Origin of the sequence: Nonomuraea sp. NPDC050202, from assembly GCF_040656115.1 — a bacterium.
Lineage (GTDB): Bacteria > Actinomycetota > Actinomycetes > Streptosporangiales > Streptosporangiaceae > Nonomuraea.
Window position 1 is genome coordinate 70,538 of record NZ_JBFALF010000003.1, and the last position, 18,962, is coordinate 89,499.

Genomic DNA, 18,962 nt, shown 5'->3' on the forward strand with positions numbered 1-18,962 from the left:
ATGCTGGCCGTGGACGGCGTGTCGGTGGCGTTCGGCGGGGTCAGGGCGCTGGACGGGGTGACGTTCGAGGTCGGGCGCGGCCTGGTGTGCGGGGTGATCGGGCCGAACGGGGCCGGCAAGACCACGCTGTTCGACGTGGTGTCGGGGCTGCGCAGGCCGAACGAGGGCCGGGTCCGCCTCGACGGCCGTGACGTGACGGGGGTGCCGGCGGTCAGGCGGGCCAGGGCGGGGCTGCGCCGCACGTTCCAGCGCACCCAGGTCTTCGGCCGGCTCACCGTGGCCGAGAACGTGCTGGCCGCGCTCGACTGGCACGGCGGCGGAGGCGGGCTCGCCGCCGACCTGGTCGGCTGGCCGGCCCGGCGGCGCCTGGAGCGCGAGCGGCAGGAGCGGGTGGCCGAGGTGCTGGAGCTGTGCGGGCTCGCCGAGCTGCGCGACGCGTACGCCGCCGCGCTCCCCGTCGGCCGGCGCCGCCTCGTCGAGCTGGCCAGGGCCCTGGCCGACCGGCCCCGCGTGCTGCTGCTCGACGAGCCCACCTCGGGGCTGGACGCCGGGCAGAGCGCCCGCCTGGGCGAGGTCGTCAGGGCGCTGGACACGACCGTGCTGCTGGTCGAGCACGACATGGGGTTCGTGATGGACACCTGCGACCGGATCGTCGTGCTGGACCTCGGCAAGGTCATCGCCACCGGCACGCCCGCCGAGATCCGGGAGAATCCGGTCGTCAGAGCCGCCTACCTGGGCTGACTGCTCGGGCTGGCTACCCGGGCTGGGCGTGCCGGTCGGTGAACGACAGGATGCGGCGCCAGGCGTCCTGGCAGGCGTCGGACCACTCGGCGTAGCTCCGGTCGAAGAACGAGTGCGGCGCCCCCTCGTAGACGTGCGTCTCGTGCTCGGTGCCCACCCGGTCGAGCGCGGCCTCGTACGCGGCGAACTGCTCGGGCGTGGACACCGTGTCGGCCCCGCCCCGCAGCAGGAGCAGCGGCGCGCCGGGCCCCGAGTCCGGCTCCTCGATGAAGCGCAGCGCGCCGTAGAAGCCGATGCCGCCCGACAGGCCGTTGCCTCCGGCGGCCAGCCACCAGGACAGGGCGCCGCCCATGCAGAAGCCCGTCGTGAACACCGGGCCGCCGAGCGCGTCGGCCGCCGCCCGCGCGTCTGCCCGCGCGCCCTCCAGGGTGATCTGCTTGACGTGCGTCATGAAGTCGAAGTCGTCGCCGCGGTCGCCCAGGCCCGCCGTGCGGCCGAAGTAGTCGATCGCGATCGCGCGGAACCCCGCCTCGGCGAAGCGCTGGGCCAGGTCCCGGTAGAAGGGATGCAGGCCGCGCACGTCGGGCAGGATGACCATGCTGCGCCCGTTCGGCTCGGCGGGCTCGGCCCGGTAGGCCAGGAGACGGTTGCCGTCGGCGGCGGTCAGTTCGATCTGCTCGTGTGAGGCCACCTCGCCCTGGACGGGCGGTGCGGGCGGCCTGCTGTCGGTGGAATGGCACATGCGCATCAGCATGCCCCCAGGCGGTCCCGGCTATCCAGGTACGCGGAGGGCCAGGCCGGGGTGCGCGGGCCCGACGGCATCACGGAGGAGTCGCTGCGGCTGCTGGCCTCCTGGGGAGCCTAGAAGGAGGCGGCGGCGCGCAGCTCCCGTACCAGGTGCTCGCGTACGCGGGCCACGGCGGGCCTGGCCTGCGCGCCGGAGCGTACCGCGAGATAGCCGGTGTTGATCGGCGCCTCCTCGGGCTCGGCCAGCGTCACGAGCGTGCCCGCCGCCAGGTCGCGCCGGCACAGGTACGCGGGCAGCACCGACACGCCCATCCCCGCGCGGACGGCGCTCAGCACGCCACGCAGGTCCGGCATGACGACCTGGGCCGCCATCGACGGGCGGCGGCCGAACACGGTCCGCCAGTAGCGGCGCACGATCGGCAGGTCCTCGGCGTAGGCGACCAGCGGCTCCGGCGACGGCCCCACGCCGGGCGCGGCGACCAGCAGGAACTCCTCGTCGTACACCGGATCGGCCTGCACGCCGCGCAGCCTGGGCCGGATCGTGGACAGCACGAGGTCCAGCCGTCCGGCGGCCAGGTCGTTCAGGAGGTCGTCGGACAGCCCCAGCGTGACGCGCAGCCGCAGCCCGTCCCGGACGAGCGGGGCCAGCATCGGCATGACCACCTCGCTCAGGAACTCGGCGGGCCCGCCCAGGTGCACGGCCTCGCCGGAGGGCAGCTCCGCGGCCACCACCTCGTCCAGCGAGTCGAGGCCCGGCGCGACCCTGCGGGCCAGCTCGTCGGCGGCGGGCGTGGGCGCGACCCCGCGCGGCAGGCGGTCGAACAGCGGCCGGTCCAGCGTCGACTCCAGCGTCTTGACCTGCGCGGTCACGGCGGGCTGCGACAGGCCGAGCGTCTGGGCGGCGGCGGTGATGGAGCCGGTCCTGTAGACGGCGAGGAAGGTGCGCAGCAGGTCCAGCGAGAGAGGCGACATATCACTATTCTGATGGCTCGGAGCGTGATTCGTGATTTGTTGCTGATGGCTCGCCGGAGGCATCCTGAACGCATGACCAAGCGCGTACTGATAGCTCTGACCAGCCATGACGACCTCGGAGGCGTGGAGCGGACCGGGTACTACGTGCCCGAGGCCGCCCACCCGTGGGAGATCTTCCGCAAGGCCGGCTTCGACGTGGACGTCGCCAGCGTGCAGGGCGGCGAGCCGCCCCAGGACGGCTACGACCCTGCGGACCCCGCCCAGGTCGCCTTCCTCGCCTCGCCCGAGCAGCGCGACACCGCCCGCCTGGCCGACGTGGACGCCTCCCGCTACGACGCCGTGCTCTACGCCGGCGGCCACGGCACCATGTGGGACTTCCCCGACGACCCCGACGTGATCAGGATCGGGCGCGAGGTGTACGAGCGGGGCGGCGTCGTGGCGGCCGTCTGCCACGGCCCGTCGGCGCTGGTGAACCTGACGCTGTCCGACGGGTCGTACCTGGTGGCGGGCAAGCGGGTGGCGGCCTTCACCAACGCCGAGGAGGAGGTGCGCGGCGTGGCGGGCGTGGTGCCGTTCCTGCTGGCGGACGCCCTGGTCGCGCGGGGCGCCGAGCACGAGCCCGGCGAGAACTGGCAGGCCCGGGTCGTGGTGGACGGCCGCCTGGCCACCGGGCAGAACCCGGCCAGCGCCGCGCCCCTGGCCGAGCGGATCGTCGAGCTGCTCGCCGAACGGCGGGTCTGAGACGGGTAATCGCCGCCGGATGGCGGTTGTGCTCCGGGGTGCGGGCTTCGACCATCAAGGGGTAGCACCATCGTCCCCGTGGAAGGGAACCCCATGGCCCACCCCAACCTCGATCCGGAGCTGCGCGCCGGGATCGACCAGTTCCCGATGCCGCCCGGTGACATGTCCGCCGTGTTCGCGGACCTGCCCGGAGCGCGGGCGCAGATCAACGCGATGATGGCGGCCGCGCCCGCGCCGGACACGCGGATCTCGATCGAGAACCGCACGGTCCCGGGGCCCGAGGGGGCGCCCGACCTCCGGGTGCGCGTCTACCAGCCGGAGGAGCCCGGGGAGAACCGGCCGGCGCTCTACTGGATCCACGGCGGCGGCATGATCATGGGCATGCCCGAGGGCGACGACGGGCCGATGATCGAGTACGTCGAGCGGCTCGGCGTGGTCGTGGTCTCCGTGGACTACCGCCTCGCGCCCGAGCACCCGCACCCGGCCCCCGTCGAGGACTGCTACGCCGGCCTGGTCTGGACCGCCAAGAACGCCGCGGAGCTGGGCATCGACGTGAGCAGGCTGGCCGTGGGCGGGGCCAGCGCGGGCGGCGGGCTGGCCGCCGCGACCGTGCTGCTGGCCAGGGACAGGGGCGGGCCCGACGTGGCCTTCCAGCTTCTCGTCTGCCCGATGCTCGACGACCGCAACACCACGCCGTCCAGCCACGAGTTCGCCGAGGCCGTGGTGTGGGACAGGGAGGCCAACCTCTTCGGCTGGACGGCGCTGCTCGGCGACCGCGTCGGCACCGACGACGTGCCGGCGTACGCGGCGCCCGCCCGCGCCACCGACCTGTCGGGGCTGCCGCCGGCGTTCGTGGATGTGGGGGAGCTGGAGGTGTTCAGGGACGAGTGCGCCGGCTACGCGTTGCGGCTGGCGCAGGCCGGGGTGTCGACCGAGTTCCACCTGTATCCGGGGGCCTTCCACGGGTTCGACATGCTGGTGCCGGGGGCGGCGCTGAGCGTCAGGGCGCGGCAGGCCCGTGAGGCGGCGCTCAGGCGGGCGTTCGGACTCTAGCCCTGGCTCGGGCTCTGGCCCGGGTTCTGGCCCGGGTTCTGGTTGGCCAGCAGCCGGACGAGGGCCAGGGCCAGGTGGGCGCGCATGCGGCCCGGCTGGTCGCCCAGGGAGAAGCCCAGCGCGGACTCCGCGCGGGCGATGCGGGCGGCCAGCGAGCTGTGGTGCAGGTGGATGGCCTGGGCCGCGCCGCGGATCGAGCCTGCCAGGCACAGGGCGCGCACCGCGAGCCGCGACTCCTCGCCCAGCCGGGACATCGCCTGGACGTCGGGCAGGCCCGCGATCGCCTGCTCGGGCAGGTCGGCGAACAGCGCCAGCGCGCCCAGGTCCGACCAGCGCATCACCCGGTCGTGCGGGCCGGTGAACCGCAGCGCGGTGCGGGCGCCGGCCCACGACTCGGCCGCCCGCGCGCCGGGCAGCTCGGGGCCGATGCCGACCCTGGACGTGTCGGGCAGCCGGGCCTGAAGGGTGGTCGTGACCAGGACGGCCTCGGTGTCACCGATCGTGGCGGCCCGCACGTGGTGACCCATCGCCCGCAACCCCGCGGCCAGCCCCTGGTCGGGCAGCGCGATGGCCAGGGCCTGCAGCGGCGTGGCCGGGTCGAGGCCGAGCAGGCGCAGGGCGCGGGCGCGCTCGGTCTCGCCGGTCTCGGCCGACAGGGCCAGCTCGACCAGGGCCGGGTCCTTCGCCGTGCGCGCGAGGGCGGCGGCGCGTTCGAGGGTGACCTCGGCCGCCGCCGCGTACCGTTCGAGCACGATCTCGTCGAGCCCGTGCGCGGGGCCTTGGCGTTCCATCCAGACGGCCCCGAGGCCGGAGCTCAGCTCGCGCGCGGAGGAGGGGACGGCAGGCGTGTCGACCGAGCCGTCGGCGCGGACGCGGGTGCGCCGGCCGGTGGCGGCGTCGAGCAGGCCGACCGGGCACTGCGTCAGCCGGGCCGTGGCCGTGAGCAGCACCGGCACGCTCACGTGGTCGCGCACCAGCGAGTCGAAGTAGGCGATGACGCGCACCGCGCTCTCCGCGTCGGCGTCGAGCGTGGAGAGCCGCAGCAGCAGTCCCTGCACGAGGTCCAGACTAGCCTGGCCGTGATACCAAGCGTGCGCTAGGTTGGTATGTGTGGATCTCGACTTCTCCCCGGCCGAGCGGGCCTTCCGGCTTGAGGTTCGCGACTGGCTGGCCAGGCACAAGCCGCCGCCGCTCCCGTCCATGGACACCGCCGAGGGCTTCGCGGCGCACCGCGCCTGGGAGGCGGAGCTGGCGGGCGCGCGGCTGTCCGCCGTCTCCTGGCCCGAGGAGTACGGCGGGCGCGGCGCCTCCCTCATCGACTGGCTGATCTTCGAGGAGGAGTACTGGGCCGCCGGCTGCCCCGCCCGCGTCACCCAGAACGGCATCTTCCTGCTCGCCCCCTCCCTCCTCCGCTACGGCACCCCCGAGCAGCGCGAGCGCTGGCTGCCCAGGATGGCCAGGGGCGACGACGTGTGGGCGCAGGCGTGGTCCGAGCCCGAGGCCGGCAGCGACCTGGCCGCCCTGACCTCCCGCGCCGAGCCCTGCCCCGGCGGCTGGCGGCTGTACGGGCACAAGACGTGGAGCTCCCGGGCCGCCTACGCCACGCACGGCTTCGGCCTCTTCCGCACCTCGGGGGCGCGGCACAAGGGGCTGACGTACTTCATGTTCCCCATGGCCGACGTCGCCGTCCGCCCGATCGCGCAGCTCGACGGGCTGCCCGGCTTCGCCGAGCTGCGCTTCGACGGCGTGTTCACGCCGGACTCGATGGTGCTCGGCGAGGTGGGCGAGGGCTGGCGGATCGCGATGGCCACCACCTCCTCCGAGCGCGGCCTGACCCTGCGCAGCCCCGGCCGCTTCCTGGCCACCGCCGACCGGCTCGCCGAGCTCGCCCGCGGCGCCGACCCGGCGCTCGCCGACCGGGCCGCCAGGTGCCGGGTGGAGGCGGAGGCGTACCAGTTGCACACGTTCGGGACCGCGCGGCGGCTCATGGCGGGGGAGGAGATCGGGCCCGCCGCCAGCATGGGGAAGATCTTCTGGTCCGAGCTCGATCTCCGCATGCACGCGCTGGCCCTGGAACTGCTGGGGGACCGCGCCGAGGGCTGGCTGGACGGGTTCCTGTTCTCGCTGGCCGGGCCCATCTACGCGGGCACGAACGAGATCCAGCGCAACATCGTCGCCGAGCGGGTCCTGGGGTTGCCGCGATGAACTTCGGCTTCAGCGACGATCAGCTCGCGCTGGCCGCGACCGTACGCGACGTGCTGCGCACGCACTGCCCGCCCGGCTCGCTGCGGGCACAGCGGCGGCCCGCCTGGGAGCAGCTCGCCGGGCTGGGCTTCTTCGGGCTGCTGCTGCCCGAGGCGGCCGACGGGCTGGGGCTCGCGCTGGTGGACGTGCTGCCCGCCCTGGAGGAGACAGGGCGCGCGTGCCTGCCTGGGCCGGTCGTCGAGACCGCCGTGGTGGCGCCGTCGCTGCTGGCCGACGTGCCCAAGCTGGGCTCCGGCGCGGTGTGCGTCGGCGTGCTGCCGCCGGGGCAGGCGTACGCGGCCGACGCCGACCTGGCCGACCTGCTGGTGGTGGTGCGGGACGGCGGCGCGCGGGTGATCTCGCGCCCGGACGTGCGGCTCGTGCCCCGGCGCGGCGTGGACCCGTGCCGCCCGCTGTTCGAGGTGGGCTGGTCGCGGTCCGAGCCCCTGCCCGTGCCCGTGGGGCCGGCGCTGGCGCGGGCCACGGTGGCCACCGCCGCGCAGCTCGTAGGCGTCGCCAGGGAGCTGCTGTCGGTCACCGTCGGCTACGCCCGCGTGCGCACCCAGTTCGGCGCGCCGATCGGCTCCTTCCAGGCGGTCAAGCACCAGCTCGCCGACGTGGCCGTGGCGGTGGAGTTCGCGGCGCCGCTGGTGTACCGGGCGGCCCTGACCGTGGGGTCGGACAGCGCCGAGCGGGACGCGAGCGCCGCCAAGGCCGCCGCCGGCGAGGCGGCCACGCTGGCCGCCAGGGTCGCACTGCAGGTTCACGGCGCGATCGGCTACACCGAGGAGCTGGACCTGCGGTTCTGGCTCGCGCGCGCCTGGTCGCTGTCCGCCGCGTACGGCACCACGGCCGCCCACCGCGAACGCCTGCGGACCGCGATCACCGGGAGGCGCCCGTGAAGTTCGGCGTCCCCCTCGGCCTGGTGCACCCCGCCGCCTGGAAGGACGTGGCGGTGGCGGCCGACGAGCTGGGGTTCGAGTCGGTGTGGCTGCCCGAGCACCTCGTCTTCGCCACCGACCTGTCCCTGGCCGTCTACCCGGGCACCTCGGACCCGGGGATCAAGCCGCAGACCCCGCTCTTCGACGCGCCCGCGTACCTGTGCTGGCTGGCCGCCTTCACCACCCGCGTCCGGCTCGGCACGGCCGTGCAGCTCCTCGCGCTGCGCCACCCGTTCGTGTCGGCCCGCGCGTTCGCCACCCTGGACGTGGTCTCGTCCGGGCGGGCCATCTGCGGGGTCGGCGCGGGCTGGTACCGGGGGGAGTGGGAGGCGGCCGGAGTGCCGTTCGCGACCAGGGGAGCCCGGCTGGACGAGGCGATCGAGGTGGTCCGGCGGCTCTGGAGCGAGCCGCTGGTCGCCCACTCCGGGCGGTTCTACGCCTTTCCCGAGGTCGCCTTCGAGCCCAAGCCGGTGCAGCGGCGGCTGCCCGTGCTCGCGGGCGGCGAGTCGGCCGCGGCGCTGCGCCGGGCGGCCACGTTGTGCGACGGGTGGATCAGCATGCCGCACACGATCGAGTCGATCAAGCCGCAGCTCGCCCGGCTCGGGGCGGGGACGGCGGTGACCGCGCACGCGTACGAGCTGGCCTCGCCCGGCGAGGTGGACGACTGGGCGGCGCTCGGGGTGGAGCGGCTGATCGTCCGGCCCTGGACGCGCAGCAGGGACGCGGTGTCCCGGCTGGCCGCCTTCGCCGACGAGTACGGCGTCAGGAGCACGTCCTAGAGGTGGACGTGCCCGACCTGATCGTCCGGCACCGCCGCGACTTCGACGTGGGTCTCGCCGTGGGGCGCGCCGTGGTGACGGAGGGCTCCGGCGTGGCGGACCGCGCCGGCCTGGGGTCCGGCTCGTCGGGCTCGTCCGTCTCCGGGGGATCGGTGGCGGGCCGGACCATGACCTTGCTGCCCTTGCCGCCGCCGGGCCGCGCCCTGAACGTCTCCACGGAGGCGGGCGGGAAGAACGTGCCGCGCTCGGCCTTCTTGCCGATCGCGGCCACGTGGCGCTCCATCAGCAGGTAGTACCACTCGTAGCCGTCGAGGTGGTCGTCGCAGCGCTCGTCGGGCACGCGGACGCGGGTACGCACCTGCACGCAGATCTTGACGCGGTCCTGCTCGTCGAGGATGAGGACGCCCTTCCCCTCGCCGCCCCTTCTCGAGGCCCTGTAGGTGCGGCGGGGCGGCGCGTAGGGGATGCCGGAGGCCACCTTCGCCCCGACGGCGGGCACCGCCGACGTCATGGGGACGTAGTACCAGGCGTAGTCCTTCTCGCGGTCGTCGCAGCGCTGGTCCTCCGCCCTGACCCGGGTGGCCTGCCCGGCGCAGATCTGGGCGTGGTCGACGGCGCCGGTGTCCCGCTGCGCCGCCGCCCGCGTGGGCGTGTCACCGGGCGGTCGTGCCTCGGAGGCTGTGGCGGCGCATCCCGCGGTCAGCAGGAAGGCCAGGCCGCAGGAGGCGGCGCGTGCGGCGGTCGGTGGCAAGGGGCTCCCAACGGGGCTTGTGTCGGCGTGTCGCTGGACGGATCAACGGCGGCCGCCGAAGGGGAGTTCCCGCTTCCCGGTCAGGCCCGATGGCGGCCCCCGCCGACCAGCTGCTGCTCGTCCTTCCCGTGCGTCCTGCGGTGGCGGCGGCCCCTGAGCGGGAGGTCGGCAGGGAACGCGGGGTGCTCCTCGGCGCCGGCGCCTCGCCTGCGCCGGCCCCGGTAGGAGAGGCCGGGCGAGTCGAGGACGTCGCCGCGCCTGCGCCGCGGCGGGCTGAAGGCGTCGAACGTGCTGGTCGCGCCCGGGATGACGATGCGCTCGAACGGGCTGGTGTCCACGAAGCGCCGGAGCGGGCCCGTGTCGAGGACGACCTCCACCGAACCCGTGGCCTCGGGGAGGGTGATGCGCTGCAGGGGGCCGGTCTCGTCGGTGAAGGCGATGCGCTCCAGCGGGCCTGTTTCGTCGGTGAAGGTGATGCGCTGCAGCGGGCCGGTCTCGTCGGTGAAGGTGATGCGCTCCAGCGGCGCCGTGTGCTCGGTGAACGCGAAGCTGCTCTGGTCGAAGTCCGGCTCGTAGGGCTCGTTGTCGAAGGCGGGGGTGAACGGGGCCGCGCCGGTGGTGCGGCGGTGGTGGCCGGAGTCGTGGCGGCGCTTGGGGTGACCCGCGGCGTGATGGTGGTGGGGCGCATCCGTGGCCAGGTCGAACGGCCTGGTGTCAAGCGACAGCTTGCGGTGCCGGGCGCCGCCGGAGCGCACGGCGTCCCTGGAGCCGGCCCTGGACGTGGCGCGGTGGCGGATGTCCGAGGCCGTCACGGAGCTCAGGACGTCGGAAGCGGCGTCCGAGGCGCTGAGGGAGCGCAGGGCGGCCGACGTGGCGAGGCGGTCGGCGTTCTCCTGGAGCTCCACCGCGGTGAGGCGCTCGGCGGCGTCGAGGCGCTGGGCCGTCGTGGCCTCGGCGGCGGCCGTCACGGGCGCGGGCCCGCGGCGACGGCGGCGGCCCTTGGCGCGGGACGGGCGCGCCGGCTTGCCGGCCGTGGCGGTGGCCGGGCTCAGCCGCAGGCGGCGGGTCTTGGCCACGGCGAGCAGCGCGAGCGCGGCGACCAGGGCCGAGCCGATCAGCGTCGGGGAGTCGATGGCGGGCAGCGGGCCGGTGGCGGAGGTGTCGGCGTGGGACGGGAGCGGCTCGGCCGTGGCGGCCTCGGTGCCGGCCGTGGCGGGCTTGGCGTGCTTGCCCTTCTTGACCGTGCCGGGCGCGGAGGAGGCGCCGGCCTGCGGGCCCTGCTGGGTGGAGGTCTGGTGCGAGCCGGAGCGCGGCGCCGTGGTCGCCGCCGGCGCGGATGCCGAGTCCGAGCGCCCGTCCGGTGTGGAGCGAGAGGTCTCGTTCCTGGGCTGGTCCTGGGTGCGGCCCTGGGCCTCGGCCGGGGTCTGGCCCTCGACCTGTCCCTTGGACGGCGTCTGCTCCCGGGTGGGATCCTGCGACTGGAGCCGGCCCGAGTCGAGGGGGGCCTGGGCGGAACGTCCCGCCTCCGCCCGGGGGATCAGCGAGCTGAGCGCCTCCTCGGGGATCTGGATCGTGCCAACCTCGGCGGCCTGCTCCTTGGCCTTCTTCTTCGCCGCCGCCTCGTCGAGCCGCTCCTTGACGCGTTCGGGGTAGCCGTACCCGACCACCTTGCTGGTGTCGCGCTCCTTGCGCTTGGCGACGCCCCCGTCGATGTTGCCCTCGATCGTGTGGATCGTGTTGCCCTCGACCCTCGTCACGATGCCGATGTGGTCGATGTTGTCGATGTCGTTGGAGCCGCTCCAGTCGTAGAAGACGAACGCGCCCGGCTTGGGCGTCTTGCCCCACGCCCCCTGCTCCTTGAACCACTTCGCGTGCGCCACCGTCCACGCGAACTGCCCGATCCACTCCTCGTAGCCGAGCTTGTGCGCGGCCCACGAGAGGTACATGTCGCACCACGGCGCCGAGCTGTAGTCGGCGTCGAACTCGACGTTCTTGCCGTACCAGTCGCCGAACTTGGTGTATGACCCGGACTTCTCCGAGTACCCGAGCTGGCTCTCGAGCAGTTCGATGTACTTCTGCATCTCTGGCGTCATGGAGGTATGGGGGCACCTTCCGGGCAAGACCGGGTTTATCCACGCAGCACCGGGTAAGGAGGGGAACCCGGGACTGGTGTGACAAAACCGGAGGCCTGTCGTCTTCCGTGCTGAGTGAGGTTACCAAGTCGTAACCCAAGGTTGAGCACGTCCTAGGAGAGACCGTGCCTCTCCGGGACTGGAAACCGCAGGTCAGTGATGTTGCCAGAAATGTCCGAGGCTAGGCGGTTTAACCATAAAAGATCTACCTTGGGGTAAGGTGTCAGTACCCTGCGCCGGTCAGCAGGCCTCCGTCGACTGTCACCTCGCTGCCCGTGCAGTAGCTGGCGCGGTCCGAGGCCAGGAACGCCACCACGTGCGACACCTCCACGGGCTTGGCGAACCGCTTGATGACCATGGACTTCACGAACGCGTCCGCGTCCACCTCGGCCACGATGTCCGGGTCCAGCGCCATGGCGGTGTTGATCGCGCCGGGGTGCACCGAGTTCACCCGGATCTTGAACCTGGCCAGCTCCCGCGCCGCCGACTTCGTGATGCCGCGCACGCCGAACTTCGAGGCCGAGTACGCCGACAGCCCCTCGGCGCCGACGTACCCCTCGATGGAGGAGATGTTCACGATCGAGCCGCGCCCGGCGGCCTTCATGGGCTCGATGGCCGACTTGATGCCCAGCCAGGTGCCCTTGAGGTTCACGTTGATCACGCGGTCGAAGTCGTCAAGCGACATGTCCTGGATGCGGCGAAATTTCAGGATCCCGGCGTTGTTGACCAGCACGTCGAGCTTGCCGTACATCTGCACGGCCGTCCCCACGGCCCGCTCCCACTCCTCGGGGCTCGTCACGTCGTGCCGCAGGTACGTGGCGCCCGTCTCCTCCGCCAGCGCCTTGCCCTCCTCGTCCAGCACGTCCCCGAACACCACCCGCGCGCCCTCCTCCAGGAACAGCCGCACGTGCGCCGCCCCCATGCCCCGCGCCCCGCCGGTGATCAGCGCCACCTTGCCGTCAAGCAGCCCCATGCCGTCCTCCTGCCGCGACGGCCACGGCGGCCGCCTCCATGGTGCGGTAGACGGGGATCCCCGCCGCCGCCGCGATCCGACCGACCTCGTCCTCGACGCCCGCCGGGGCGCACTCGCCGTTCCTGGTGACCAGGGTGATCCGCACACCGGGGCGCGCGGCCTGGGCCGCGGCGAGCGCGTGCGCGTAGTCGTACAGGGGCTCGGGGGCGTTCCCGTACGTGAAGAAGGCCTGCACGTTCACGTGCGCCACCACGTCCCGGTACGGCCCCGCGAGCATGTCGATCACGTCGGCCACGAGCCCGGCCCTGCCCAGCGGCCCCACGGGCACCTCGAGCGGGTTGCCCGTCGCCACCACCCCGAGCCCGCGCAACGCGTCCAGGCGGTCGCCCGGCAGCGGATCGAGCCGCACCCCGGCCCGGTCGAACACGTCCGCGGCCAGCACGCTCGCGCCCCCGCTCGGCCCCACCACCAGCACCTGCTCCCCGCCGGCGGCCTGTGTGCCGTGCGCCTGCTTCCTGACGGCGGCCCGCGTGCCGTGCGCCTGCTTCCTGACGGCGGCCCGCGTGCCGTGCGGCTGCTCTCCGGCCGCGAACCGCGTGCCGTGGGCCTGGAAGTACGCCAGCACCCCGATCAGGTCGTCCTGCCCGGACACCAGCGTCGCCCCGGTCTGCTCGGCCACCGCCTCCCAGATCCGCCGGTCGCTCACCAGGCCGCCCGTGTGCGAGGCCGCGGCCCGCCGGCCCTGCCCGCTGCGCCCGCCGACCAGCAGCACCACGGGCTTGCCCGCCGCCCGTAGCGCCTCGTACAGCTCGCGGCCGTCCCTCGGGTCCTCCAGGTACAGCCCGATCGCCCGCGTCTCCGCGTCCCGCGCCAGCCAGCGCAGCAGCTCGGCCGGGGTGACGTCGGCCGCGTTCCCGACGGTGACGACCCGGCTGAACGCCAGCCCCCGCCGCTCCCCGACCTTGATCACCTCACCGGCCAGGCCGCCGCTCTGCGAGATCAGCGCGACCGTGCCCGCCGGGCCCATCCCGCCGCCGACGAACGTCTGGCGTCCCCTCGGGCAGTACACGCCCATGCAGTTGGGGCCGAGCAGCCGCGTCCCGGCCGCCCGCGCCGCCGCGACCAGCTCCCGCTCCAGCTCCTGCCGCCCCGCCTCGCCGAACCCGCCGCTCATCACCTGCACGAACGGCACCCCGCGCGCCTGCCGTACGACCTCGGCGCAGCGCTCGGCGGGCACGGCGATCAGGGCGTAGTCCACGTCGGCGTGCGCGAGCGAGGGTACGGCGGGCACCCCGGCCACCTCTGCCGCCGTGGGATGCACGGCCACCAGCGGCACGCCCGCGTCGCGGTAGAAGCCGAGGAACATGTTCCCGAAGTTCGGCCGGGACGTGGACGCCCCGACGACGGCCACGGCCCTGGGCTCGAAGAGCGGCAGAAAGCCGCCCGCGCGGACCACCGCCTCCGTGGCCGGCATCTCCATGGCCGGCGCCTCGGTGGCCGGCGCCTCGGTGGCCGGCGCCTCCGTGGCGAGCACCGCCGTGGTCGGCGCCTGCGTGGCGTTGGGCGCTGTGGCGTGGGGCGCTGTGGCCGAGGAGCGGCCCACCGCCTCGCCCGGGAGGTGGCGGGCGTCGACCGCGATCGCCCCCGAAGGGCCCGCGATGACCGGGTTCAGCTCGAACTCGCCCAGCTCCAGCCGCTCCCACAACCCCCCGGACCCGCCCACCGCCATGATGACCTTGACCACCGCGTCCACGTCCACCGACGGCCCGCCGCGCCAGCCGTCCAGCAGCGCGGCCCCGCGCAGGGACGCCAGCGCGCGCCGCACGTCCGCATCCGTGACCGGGCAGAGCCGCAGCGCCGTGTCCCGCAACGCCTCCGTCCACACCCCGCCCAGCCCGACGAGCAGCACCGGCCCGAACGCCGGATCCCGCACCAGCCCCACGATCAGCTCGACCCCGGCCTCGGCCTGCTCCTCCACCAGGAACCCGGCGGGCTCCAGCCGGTCCCGCATCCCCGCCGCCGCGGCCCCGAGCTCCTCGTACGCCAGCCCCAGCACCACGCCCCCGGACTCGGACTTGTGCGTCAGTCCCGGCCCGAACGCCTTCAGCACCAGCGGCCCGGCCAGCTCCCGAGCCGCCCGGAAGTCGTCCCCGCGCACCACGACCCCGCGCGGCACCGGCACCCCGGCCTCCGCGAGCAGCGCCTTGACCTCGTGCTCGTACGGGGTGACGGCCCCGGCAGCCGTGTCCCCGGGCAGCCCCGGCCCCGCGTCCCCCGTGCCGGCAGCCGTGTCCTCGCGTACACCCGTACCCTCGTCCGCGCTCACCCGAGCAGCTCGCGGATCTTCCTGCGCAGCAGCTTGCCCGGCCCGCCGGACGCGTCCTGGGAGTGCGGCAGCTCGTCGGTCACCACGATGTGATCGGGCCGCTGGTGCGCGGGCAGGAGATCGGCCAGGGCCAGCGCCAGCTTGGAGGCGTCCAGCGAGTGCCCGGCCCTGGGCACCACGGCCAGCAGCACCTGCTGCTCCGCCGCCCCCTCGGGCACCCCGACGGCGCCCGCCTCGGCCACCCCGTCCAGCGCGGTCGCCGCCTCCTCGATCACGGACGGTTGCGTCCAGATCCCGCCCTTGAGTATCGAGTCCTCCCGCCGCCCGAGCACCCGCAGCACGCCGTCGGCCGACAGCGTCCCGAGGTCGCCGCCCACGTACCACTCGCCGCGCAGCACCTCCGCCGTCCTGTCGGGCAGCCCGTCGTACTCGGCCATCCGGTGCGGCCCCGCCAGGTTGATCTCGCCGACCGCGTCGACCACCGGCCGGCCCAGCGGGTCGGTGACGCGCACCGCGTTCCCCGTGCGGGCCCGGCCGGAGGACCCCAGCGGGATCGAGCCGTCGTCCACCCGGCCCATGCACGTGTACGGCGCCTCGGTCTGCCCGTAGTACGAGTACACGCCCGCCTGCGGCAGCCTGGCCTTGATCCGGTCCAGCATGGTCGCGGTCAGCGGCTCCCCGCCCAGCATGATCACCTGGATCGACGACAGGTCGACGCCCTCGTGGTCGGGCGAGGCCAGCAGCGCCGAGTAGAACGAGGGGATCTGCGACAGGTGCGTGACCCGTTCGCGGGGCACGACCCGCAGGAAGTTCGCCGGGCCCCAGTCCTGCTCCAGCACCAGCCGCATCCCGGCGTAGAGCGCGGGTCCGACGATGGCGGGGAAGCCGATGCCCCAGATGATGGCGCCCGTCCCGAACACCGAGTCGGGCCCGCGCGGCACGTCCAGCCAGATCTGCGCCGTGGCCAGCGACGACGCGTGCGTGTGCACGACGGCCTTGGGCAGCCCGGTCGTCCCCGAGGTGAAGTAGAGCGCGAGCGGGTCGTCGTGGAAGGCGCCCAGTGGCGGCTCCTCCTCGGCGGCTCCCTCCAGATCCCGCACGTGGATCCAGGCGGTCACCTCCGGCAGGGACGACCTGATCTGCTCCACCACCGATTCCACCGTCGCGTCGTACACGAACGCCGTGCACTTCGCCGCCGCCACCACGTCACGCAGCGTCTCCACTGGCCAGTACGGGTTCAGCGCCGCCGTGACCGCCCCGATCTTGGCCTGCGCCAGGTACACCTCGGCCACCCGTAAGGTCTCGTTCAGCAGCGCCGCCACCCGCCTGCCCGGCACGATGCCGGCGGCGAGCAGGGCGTGGGCGCGGCGGTTGACGTTCCTGTTGAGCTGGTCGTAGGTGAAGCTCTGCTCGCCGCAGTACGTCAGCGCCACCCGGTCGGGCGTGCGCAGCGCTGCGGCGGTCAGGATCGCGTGGCCGTAGTTGCCGTAGGGTGATCGGGCCATGAGGGCCTCCCGTGGGGCTGGTCAGAGGGGCGAATACAGCACGAAGACGTTCCCCGAGGGATCGCGCAGCACGGCCCGCGTCTCGTGCGGCCCCGCCTCGGGCGCCCGCACCACCTCGGCGCCGCGCGCCGCCAGCCGCTCCACGGCCGCGGGGACGTCGTCGACCTTGTACGACGGCGCGGCCGAGTCGGTGACGTGCTCGGCCGGGCCCGCCAGCGCCACGGTGACCCCGCCCCCGTCGAGCGCGGCGAACCGGTCGCCGTCGCGGAACTTCACCGGCAACCCGTAGAAGGCGATCGCCTCATCCAGGTCGGCGACGGGGATCAGCACGTTGCCCAGCTTCACGCGGGCCTCCAATGGGGCAGGTCGTCTCGGAACGTCACGCGTACCGGCAGGCCGATGCGTACCTGCTCGGGCGGGCACCCCACCACGTGCCCGAACGCCCGCACCCCCTCCGGCAGGTCCACCCAGGCCATCACGTACGGCTCGCGCCCGCGGTACCCGGTGGCGAACGAGCGGTGCACGACCGTGTACGTGTGCACCAAGCCGTCGCCGGAGGCCGGCTTGAAGACCAGTTCCTGGCCGCCGCACCAGGGGCAGGCGGGTTCGGGGAGGTGGATGTGGCGGTCGCAGGCCGTACAGCGCTGGATGACCAGCTCGCCGCGCGCGCAGGCGGCCCAGTAGGGGGAGGTGTCACCGCTCATCGCTGCCAAGCTAGCGCACGCTTGGTTGCCCGACAAGGCCCGCGATGATCCAGCCTCACCGCCCCGTCACCCACCGCCTGTGTTCGCTCCGCCCCGCCGCTCCGCCCCGCCGCTCCGCCCCGTCGCTCCGCCCCGTCGCTCCGCCCCGTCGCTCCGTCGCTCCGTCGCCTCTCGCTCCGCTGCCTGTCGCGCCCCCGCTCCGACGCGCCCCTGCCTGTCGCCCCGACGCTCCGACGTGCCGCTGCACCGCCGCCTGCCGCCTGTCGCTCCGCCTTCTCGCTTGTCACTGCGTTGCGGGTGGCTCCGGGGAGGCGGGCAGGAGCTGCGTGGCCGAAGGCTCCTCAGAGAAGCGCAGCGTCCCTCGGGGCGGGCCGTCGGAGGGCGCGCCCGAAGAGGGCTGCGCGACCGGGGCGTTCGAGGGTTGCGTGGTGGGGACGTCCGAAGGGCGGGAGGCCGGGGCGTTCGAGGGTTGCGCGGTGGGGACGTCCGAAAGGTGGGAGGCCGGGCCGTTCGAGGGTTGCGCGGCCGGGGCCGAAGGGTGGGCGGCAGGGGTTTCCGAGGCCGGTGGGGGTGCGGCCGGGGAGTCCGTGAGCGACGGGGTGGGGGTGCCCGTGGCGGAGGTGGTGGGCTGCGGGGTCGGGGTGGCGGAGCGGGTCGTCGGGGGCGCCGGGCAGGCGGGGCCGTTCACCGCGGCCTCGCTCACCTGCGGCCCGTTCGCCGCCGCGGGCTCCGTCATCACCAGGAGGCCGAGGTGCACCCGCTCGCCGCACCCCGGCTCGCCGGGCGCGTACGAGACCGCGCTGGTGTACGAGGTGCGCCCGCGCAGGGTGCGGGTCTCCCGCCGGACCGTCCTGGCGGCCCCGCCGTCGCCGTCCCGCCGCGTGTACGCGATCAGCAGCCGCACGGGGCCCGTGCCGTCCGCGGAGACCGAGATCGAGCCCGTGGTGCCGTTCCAGGTGACGATGCCGGCCGCCCGCACGGCGGGGAGCGACACGGTGGTGCCGCCCTGAGGGGTGGGCGGAGGAGGCGTGGCGGTGCCGGGTGGCGGGGTGGTGGCGCGGGTGGCCGAGCCGGGAGCTCGGGTCGTGGGGTCGGGCTCGGGGGACCGGGACTCCGTCTGGGCCTCGGTCTGGGTCTCGGTCTGGGCCTGAGGTGGCGGCATGAGGATCGTGCCCGGCCCCGCGGGCAGGTGGCCGCCGGACAGCAGGATCGCGATCAGCGCGGCCACCACGGTCGCGCCCGCCACCCAGAGCTGCGGCGGCAGCCGGGGCACCCGGTCGCGCAGGCCGGCCGCGACGGAGGTGCGGGTGTCGGTCCTGGCCAGCGGGAAGCGCAGGGCGAGCAGCGTGGCCTGTTCCGCCAGGTGTCGCCGCCCGCGCTTCTCCCAGTCGGGGCCGTACCCGGCGACCGCGTCCTCCTCCAGCTCGGCCGCGAACTGCCTGGCCGAGGCGTACCTGTCCGCCGGATCCTTGGCCAGCCCCCGTCTGAGCAGGTCGCGCAGCGCGTCGGGCGCGACCTCCAGCGGTAACGGCTCCTCGACGTGCTTGCGGCGCAGCGCGGGCACGTCTGGCGTGCCGTCGCCGCCTGTCCTGTGTGCCACGTCCGGTGTGCCGTACGCGCGCGTCTTGTGTGCCACGTCCGGTGTGCCGTACGCGCTCGTCCTGTGCGCCACGTCCGGCCTGCCGTCGCCGCCCGCCTTGTCGGCCACGTACGGTGGCCGTCCCCTGACCGCCTCGAACAGCACGCACGCCGCCGCGTACAGGTCGGCCGGCGGCCCCGCCGTGCCCCGCGTCCACAGCTCGGGCGACATGTACCAGGGGGTGCCGGCCGGCACGCCGGGCTCCTCGGCGTGCACCACGACGCCGAAGTCGCCCAGCTTGGTGGTGCCGTCGGCCTGCACCAGGATGTTGTCCGGCGTGACGTCCCGGTGCGGCACGCCGCGCTCGTGGGCGGCGGCCAGGGCCAGCAGGGTGCTCTTGAGCACGGCCAGCGCCGCCTCCGGGGTGACGCGGCCGTGCTCGGCCAGCAGCGTGCGCAGCGACACGCCGTCCACCAGCTCCATGACCACGGCGGCCCTGGTGGGGGTCTCGACGTACTCGTACAGGCGGACCACGTCGGGGTGGTCGAGCTCGACGAGGTGCGGGGTGTCCGACCGGAAGCGGTCCATGAACTCGGCGTCCCTGCGCAGGGTGGCGTTCAGGTACTTGATCGCCACGTACGCGCCGGTCGACTGGTAGGTGGCGAGGAAGACGCGGCCGGTGCGGCCGGCGCCGAGCTGGCGCACTTCACGGTAACCAGGGACCAAGTCCTACCCCCATAAGGCAGCCGTCTTGAATTCGACGGTCTCACCCGG

18 protein-coding genes are annotated in these 18,962 nt (G+C 74.4%); 7 read left to right on the forward strand and 11 right to left on the reverse strand.

Features of this window, described 5'->3' with window-relative positions; genetic code table 11:
* Entirely contained in the window at positions 1-741 is a 741-nt protein-coding gene (locus tag AB0I79_RS10355) for an ABC transporter ATP-binding protein (protein WP_357871611.1), read from the forward strand.
* Between the two features lie 13 nt (positions 742-754).
* On the opposite strand, the gene AB0I79_RS10360 is transcribed toward AB0I79_RS10355, so the two are convergent.
* Positions 755-1,483, reverse strand: coding sequence for a dienelactone hydrolase family protein (locus AB0I79_RS10360; protein ID WP_357869864.1), 729 nt, complete (start codon positions 1,481-1,483; stop codon positions 755-757).
* Between AB0I79_RS10360 and AB0I79_RS10365 the strand changes: the two genes are divergently transcribed.
* Positions 1,475-1,606: a hypothetical protein gene (locus AB0I79_RS10365; RefSeq protein WP_357869867.1), complete on the forward strand. Its 132-nt coding sequence runs from the start codon at positions 1,475-1,477 to the stop codon at positions 1,604-1,606. The genes AB0I79_RS10360 and AB0I79_RS10365 overlap by 9 nt on opposite strands.
* Here the strand turns inward: AB0I79_RS10365 and AB0I79_RS10370 are convergent.
* On the reverse strand, positions 1,603-2,460 hold the full coding sequence (locus AB0I79_RS10370; RefSeq protein WP_357869870.1) for a LysR family transcriptional regulator: 858 nt from the start codon (positions 2,458-2,460) through the stop codon (positions 1,603-1,605). The two genes, AB0I79_RS10365 and AB0I79_RS10370, sit on opposite strands and share 4 nt — an antisense overlap.
* Positions 2,461-2,532: 72 nt before the next feature.
* Between AB0I79_RS10370 and AB0I79_RS10375 the strand changes: the two genes are divergently transcribed.
* Together AB0I79_RS10375 and AB0I79_RS10380 are read left to right on the forward strand one after the other, a co-directional pair.
* Entirely contained in the window at positions 2,533-3,201 is a 669-nt protein-coding gene (locus tag AB0I79_RS10375; protein WP_357869872.1) for a type 1 glutamine amidotransferase domain-containing protein, read from the forward strand.
* A 78-nt stretch (positions 3,202-3,279) separates the two neighbouring features.
* On the forward strand, positions 3,280-4,254 hold the full coding sequence (locus AB0I79_RS10380; RefSeq protein ID WP_357869874.1) for an alpha/beta hydrolase: 975 nt from the start codon (positions 3,280-3,282) through the stop codon (positions 4,252-4,254).
* Here AB0I79_RS10380 and AB0I79_RS10385 read toward each other — a convergent pair.
* Entirely contained in the window at positions 4,251-5,312 is a 1,062-nt protein-coding gene (locus tag AB0I79_RS10385; protein ID WP_357869876.1) for a helix-turn-helix domain-containing protein, read from the reverse strand. The genes AB0I79_RS10380 and AB0I79_RS10385 overlap by 4 nt on opposite strands.
* Before the next feature lie 52 nt (positions 5,313-5,364).
* Here AB0I79_RS10385 and AB0I79_RS10390 point away from each other — a divergent pair, with 52 nt between their 5' ends.
* From AB0I79_RS10390 to AB0I79_RS10400, 3 genes are read left to right on the forward strand one after another with little or no spacing between them, the layout of a single operon-like run.
* On the forward strand, positions 5,365-6,459 hold the full coding sequence (locus AB0I79_RS10390) for an acyl-CoA dehydrogenase family protein (protein ID WP_357869879.1): 1,095 nt from the start codon (positions 5,365-5,367) through the stop codon (positions 6,457-6,459).
* Positions 6,456-7,400 carry an acyl-CoA dehydrogenase family protein gene (locus AB0I79_RS10395; protein ID WP_357869882.1) on the forward strand — a complete coding sequence of 315 codons (945 nt, stop codon included), beginning with the start codon at positions 6,456-6,458 and terminating at the stop codon, positions 7,398-7,400. The genes AB0I79_RS10390 and AB0I79_RS10395 overlap by 4 nt, the downstream gene beginning before the upstream one ends.
* A complete protein-coding gene (locus tag AB0I79_RS10400; RefSeq protein ID WP_357869885.1) occupies positions 7,397-8,218 on the forward strand; it encodes a TIGR03619 family F420-dependent LLM class oxidoreductase in 822 nt (273 codons plus the stop codon). Before AB0I79_RS10395 ends, AB0I79_RS10400 begins: the two co-directional genes overlap by 4 nt.
* Here the strand turns inward: AB0I79_RS10400 and AB0I79_RS10405 are convergent.
* From AB0I79_RS10405 to AB0I79_RS10440, 8 genes are all read right to left on the reverse strand, one after another.
* On the reverse strand, positions 8,202-8,969 hold the full coding sequence (locus AB0I79_RS10405; protein ID WP_357869888.1) for a hypothetical protein: 768 nt from the start codon (positions 8,967-8,969) through the stop codon (positions 8,202-8,204). The genes AB0I79_RS10400 and AB0I79_RS10405 overlap by 17 nt on opposite strands.
* Before the next feature lie 80 nt (positions 8,970-9,049).
* The gene (locus AB0I79_RS10410) at positions 9,050-11,062 is read right to left on the reverse strand and encodes a CHAP domain-containing protein (protein WP_357869891.1); all 2,013 of its coding nucleotides are present in this window, start codon (positions 11,060-11,062) and stop codon (positions 9,050-9,052) included.
* 262 nt (positions 11,063-11,324) lie between these two features.
* Entirely contained in the window at positions 11,325-12,074 is a 750-nt protein-coding gene (locus AB0I79_RS10415; protein WP_357869894.1) for a glucose 1-dehydrogenase, read from the reverse strand.
* Positions 12,061-14,400 (reverse strand): acetate--CoA ligase family protein, encoded by a 2,340-nt coding sequence (locus tag AB0I79_RS10420; protein WP_357869897.1) that lies wholly within the window; start codon positions 14,398-14,400, stop codon positions 12,061-12,063. The genes AB0I79_RS10415 and AB0I79_RS10420 overlap by 14 nt, the downstream gene beginning before the upstream one ends.
* Positions 14,397-15,905, reverse strand: a complete 1,509-nt coding sequence (locus tag AB0I79_RS10425; RefSeq protein ID WP_357869899.1) for a class I adenylate-forming enzyme family protein — start codon at positions 15,903-15,905, stop codon at positions 14,397-14,399. Before AB0I79_RS10425 ends, AB0I79_RS10420 begins: the two co-directional genes overlap by 4 nt.
* Positions 15,906-15,926: 21 nt before the next feature.
* Positions 15,927-16,244, reverse strand: a complete 318-nt coding sequence (locus AB0I79_RS10430) for a VOC family protein (protein WP_357871614.1) — start codon at positions 16,242-16,244, stop codon at positions 15,927-15,929.
* A 2-nt stretch (positions 16,245-16,246) separates the two neighbouring features.
* The gene (locus tag AB0I79_RS10435; protein WP_357869902.1) at positions 16,247-16,609 is read right to left on the reverse strand and encodes an OB-fold domain-containing protein; all 363 of its coding nucleotides are present in this window, start codon (positions 16,607-16,609) and stop codon (positions 16,247-16,249) included.
* Between the two features lie 283 nt (positions 16,610-16,892).
* Positions 16,893-18,914 (reverse strand): protein kinase, encoded by a 2,022-nt coding sequence (locus AB0I79_RS10440; RefSeq protein ID WP_357869905.1) that lies wholly within the window; start codon positions 18,912-18,914, stop codon positions 16,893-16,895.
* Positions 18,915-18,962 lie beyond the last annotated feature (48 nt).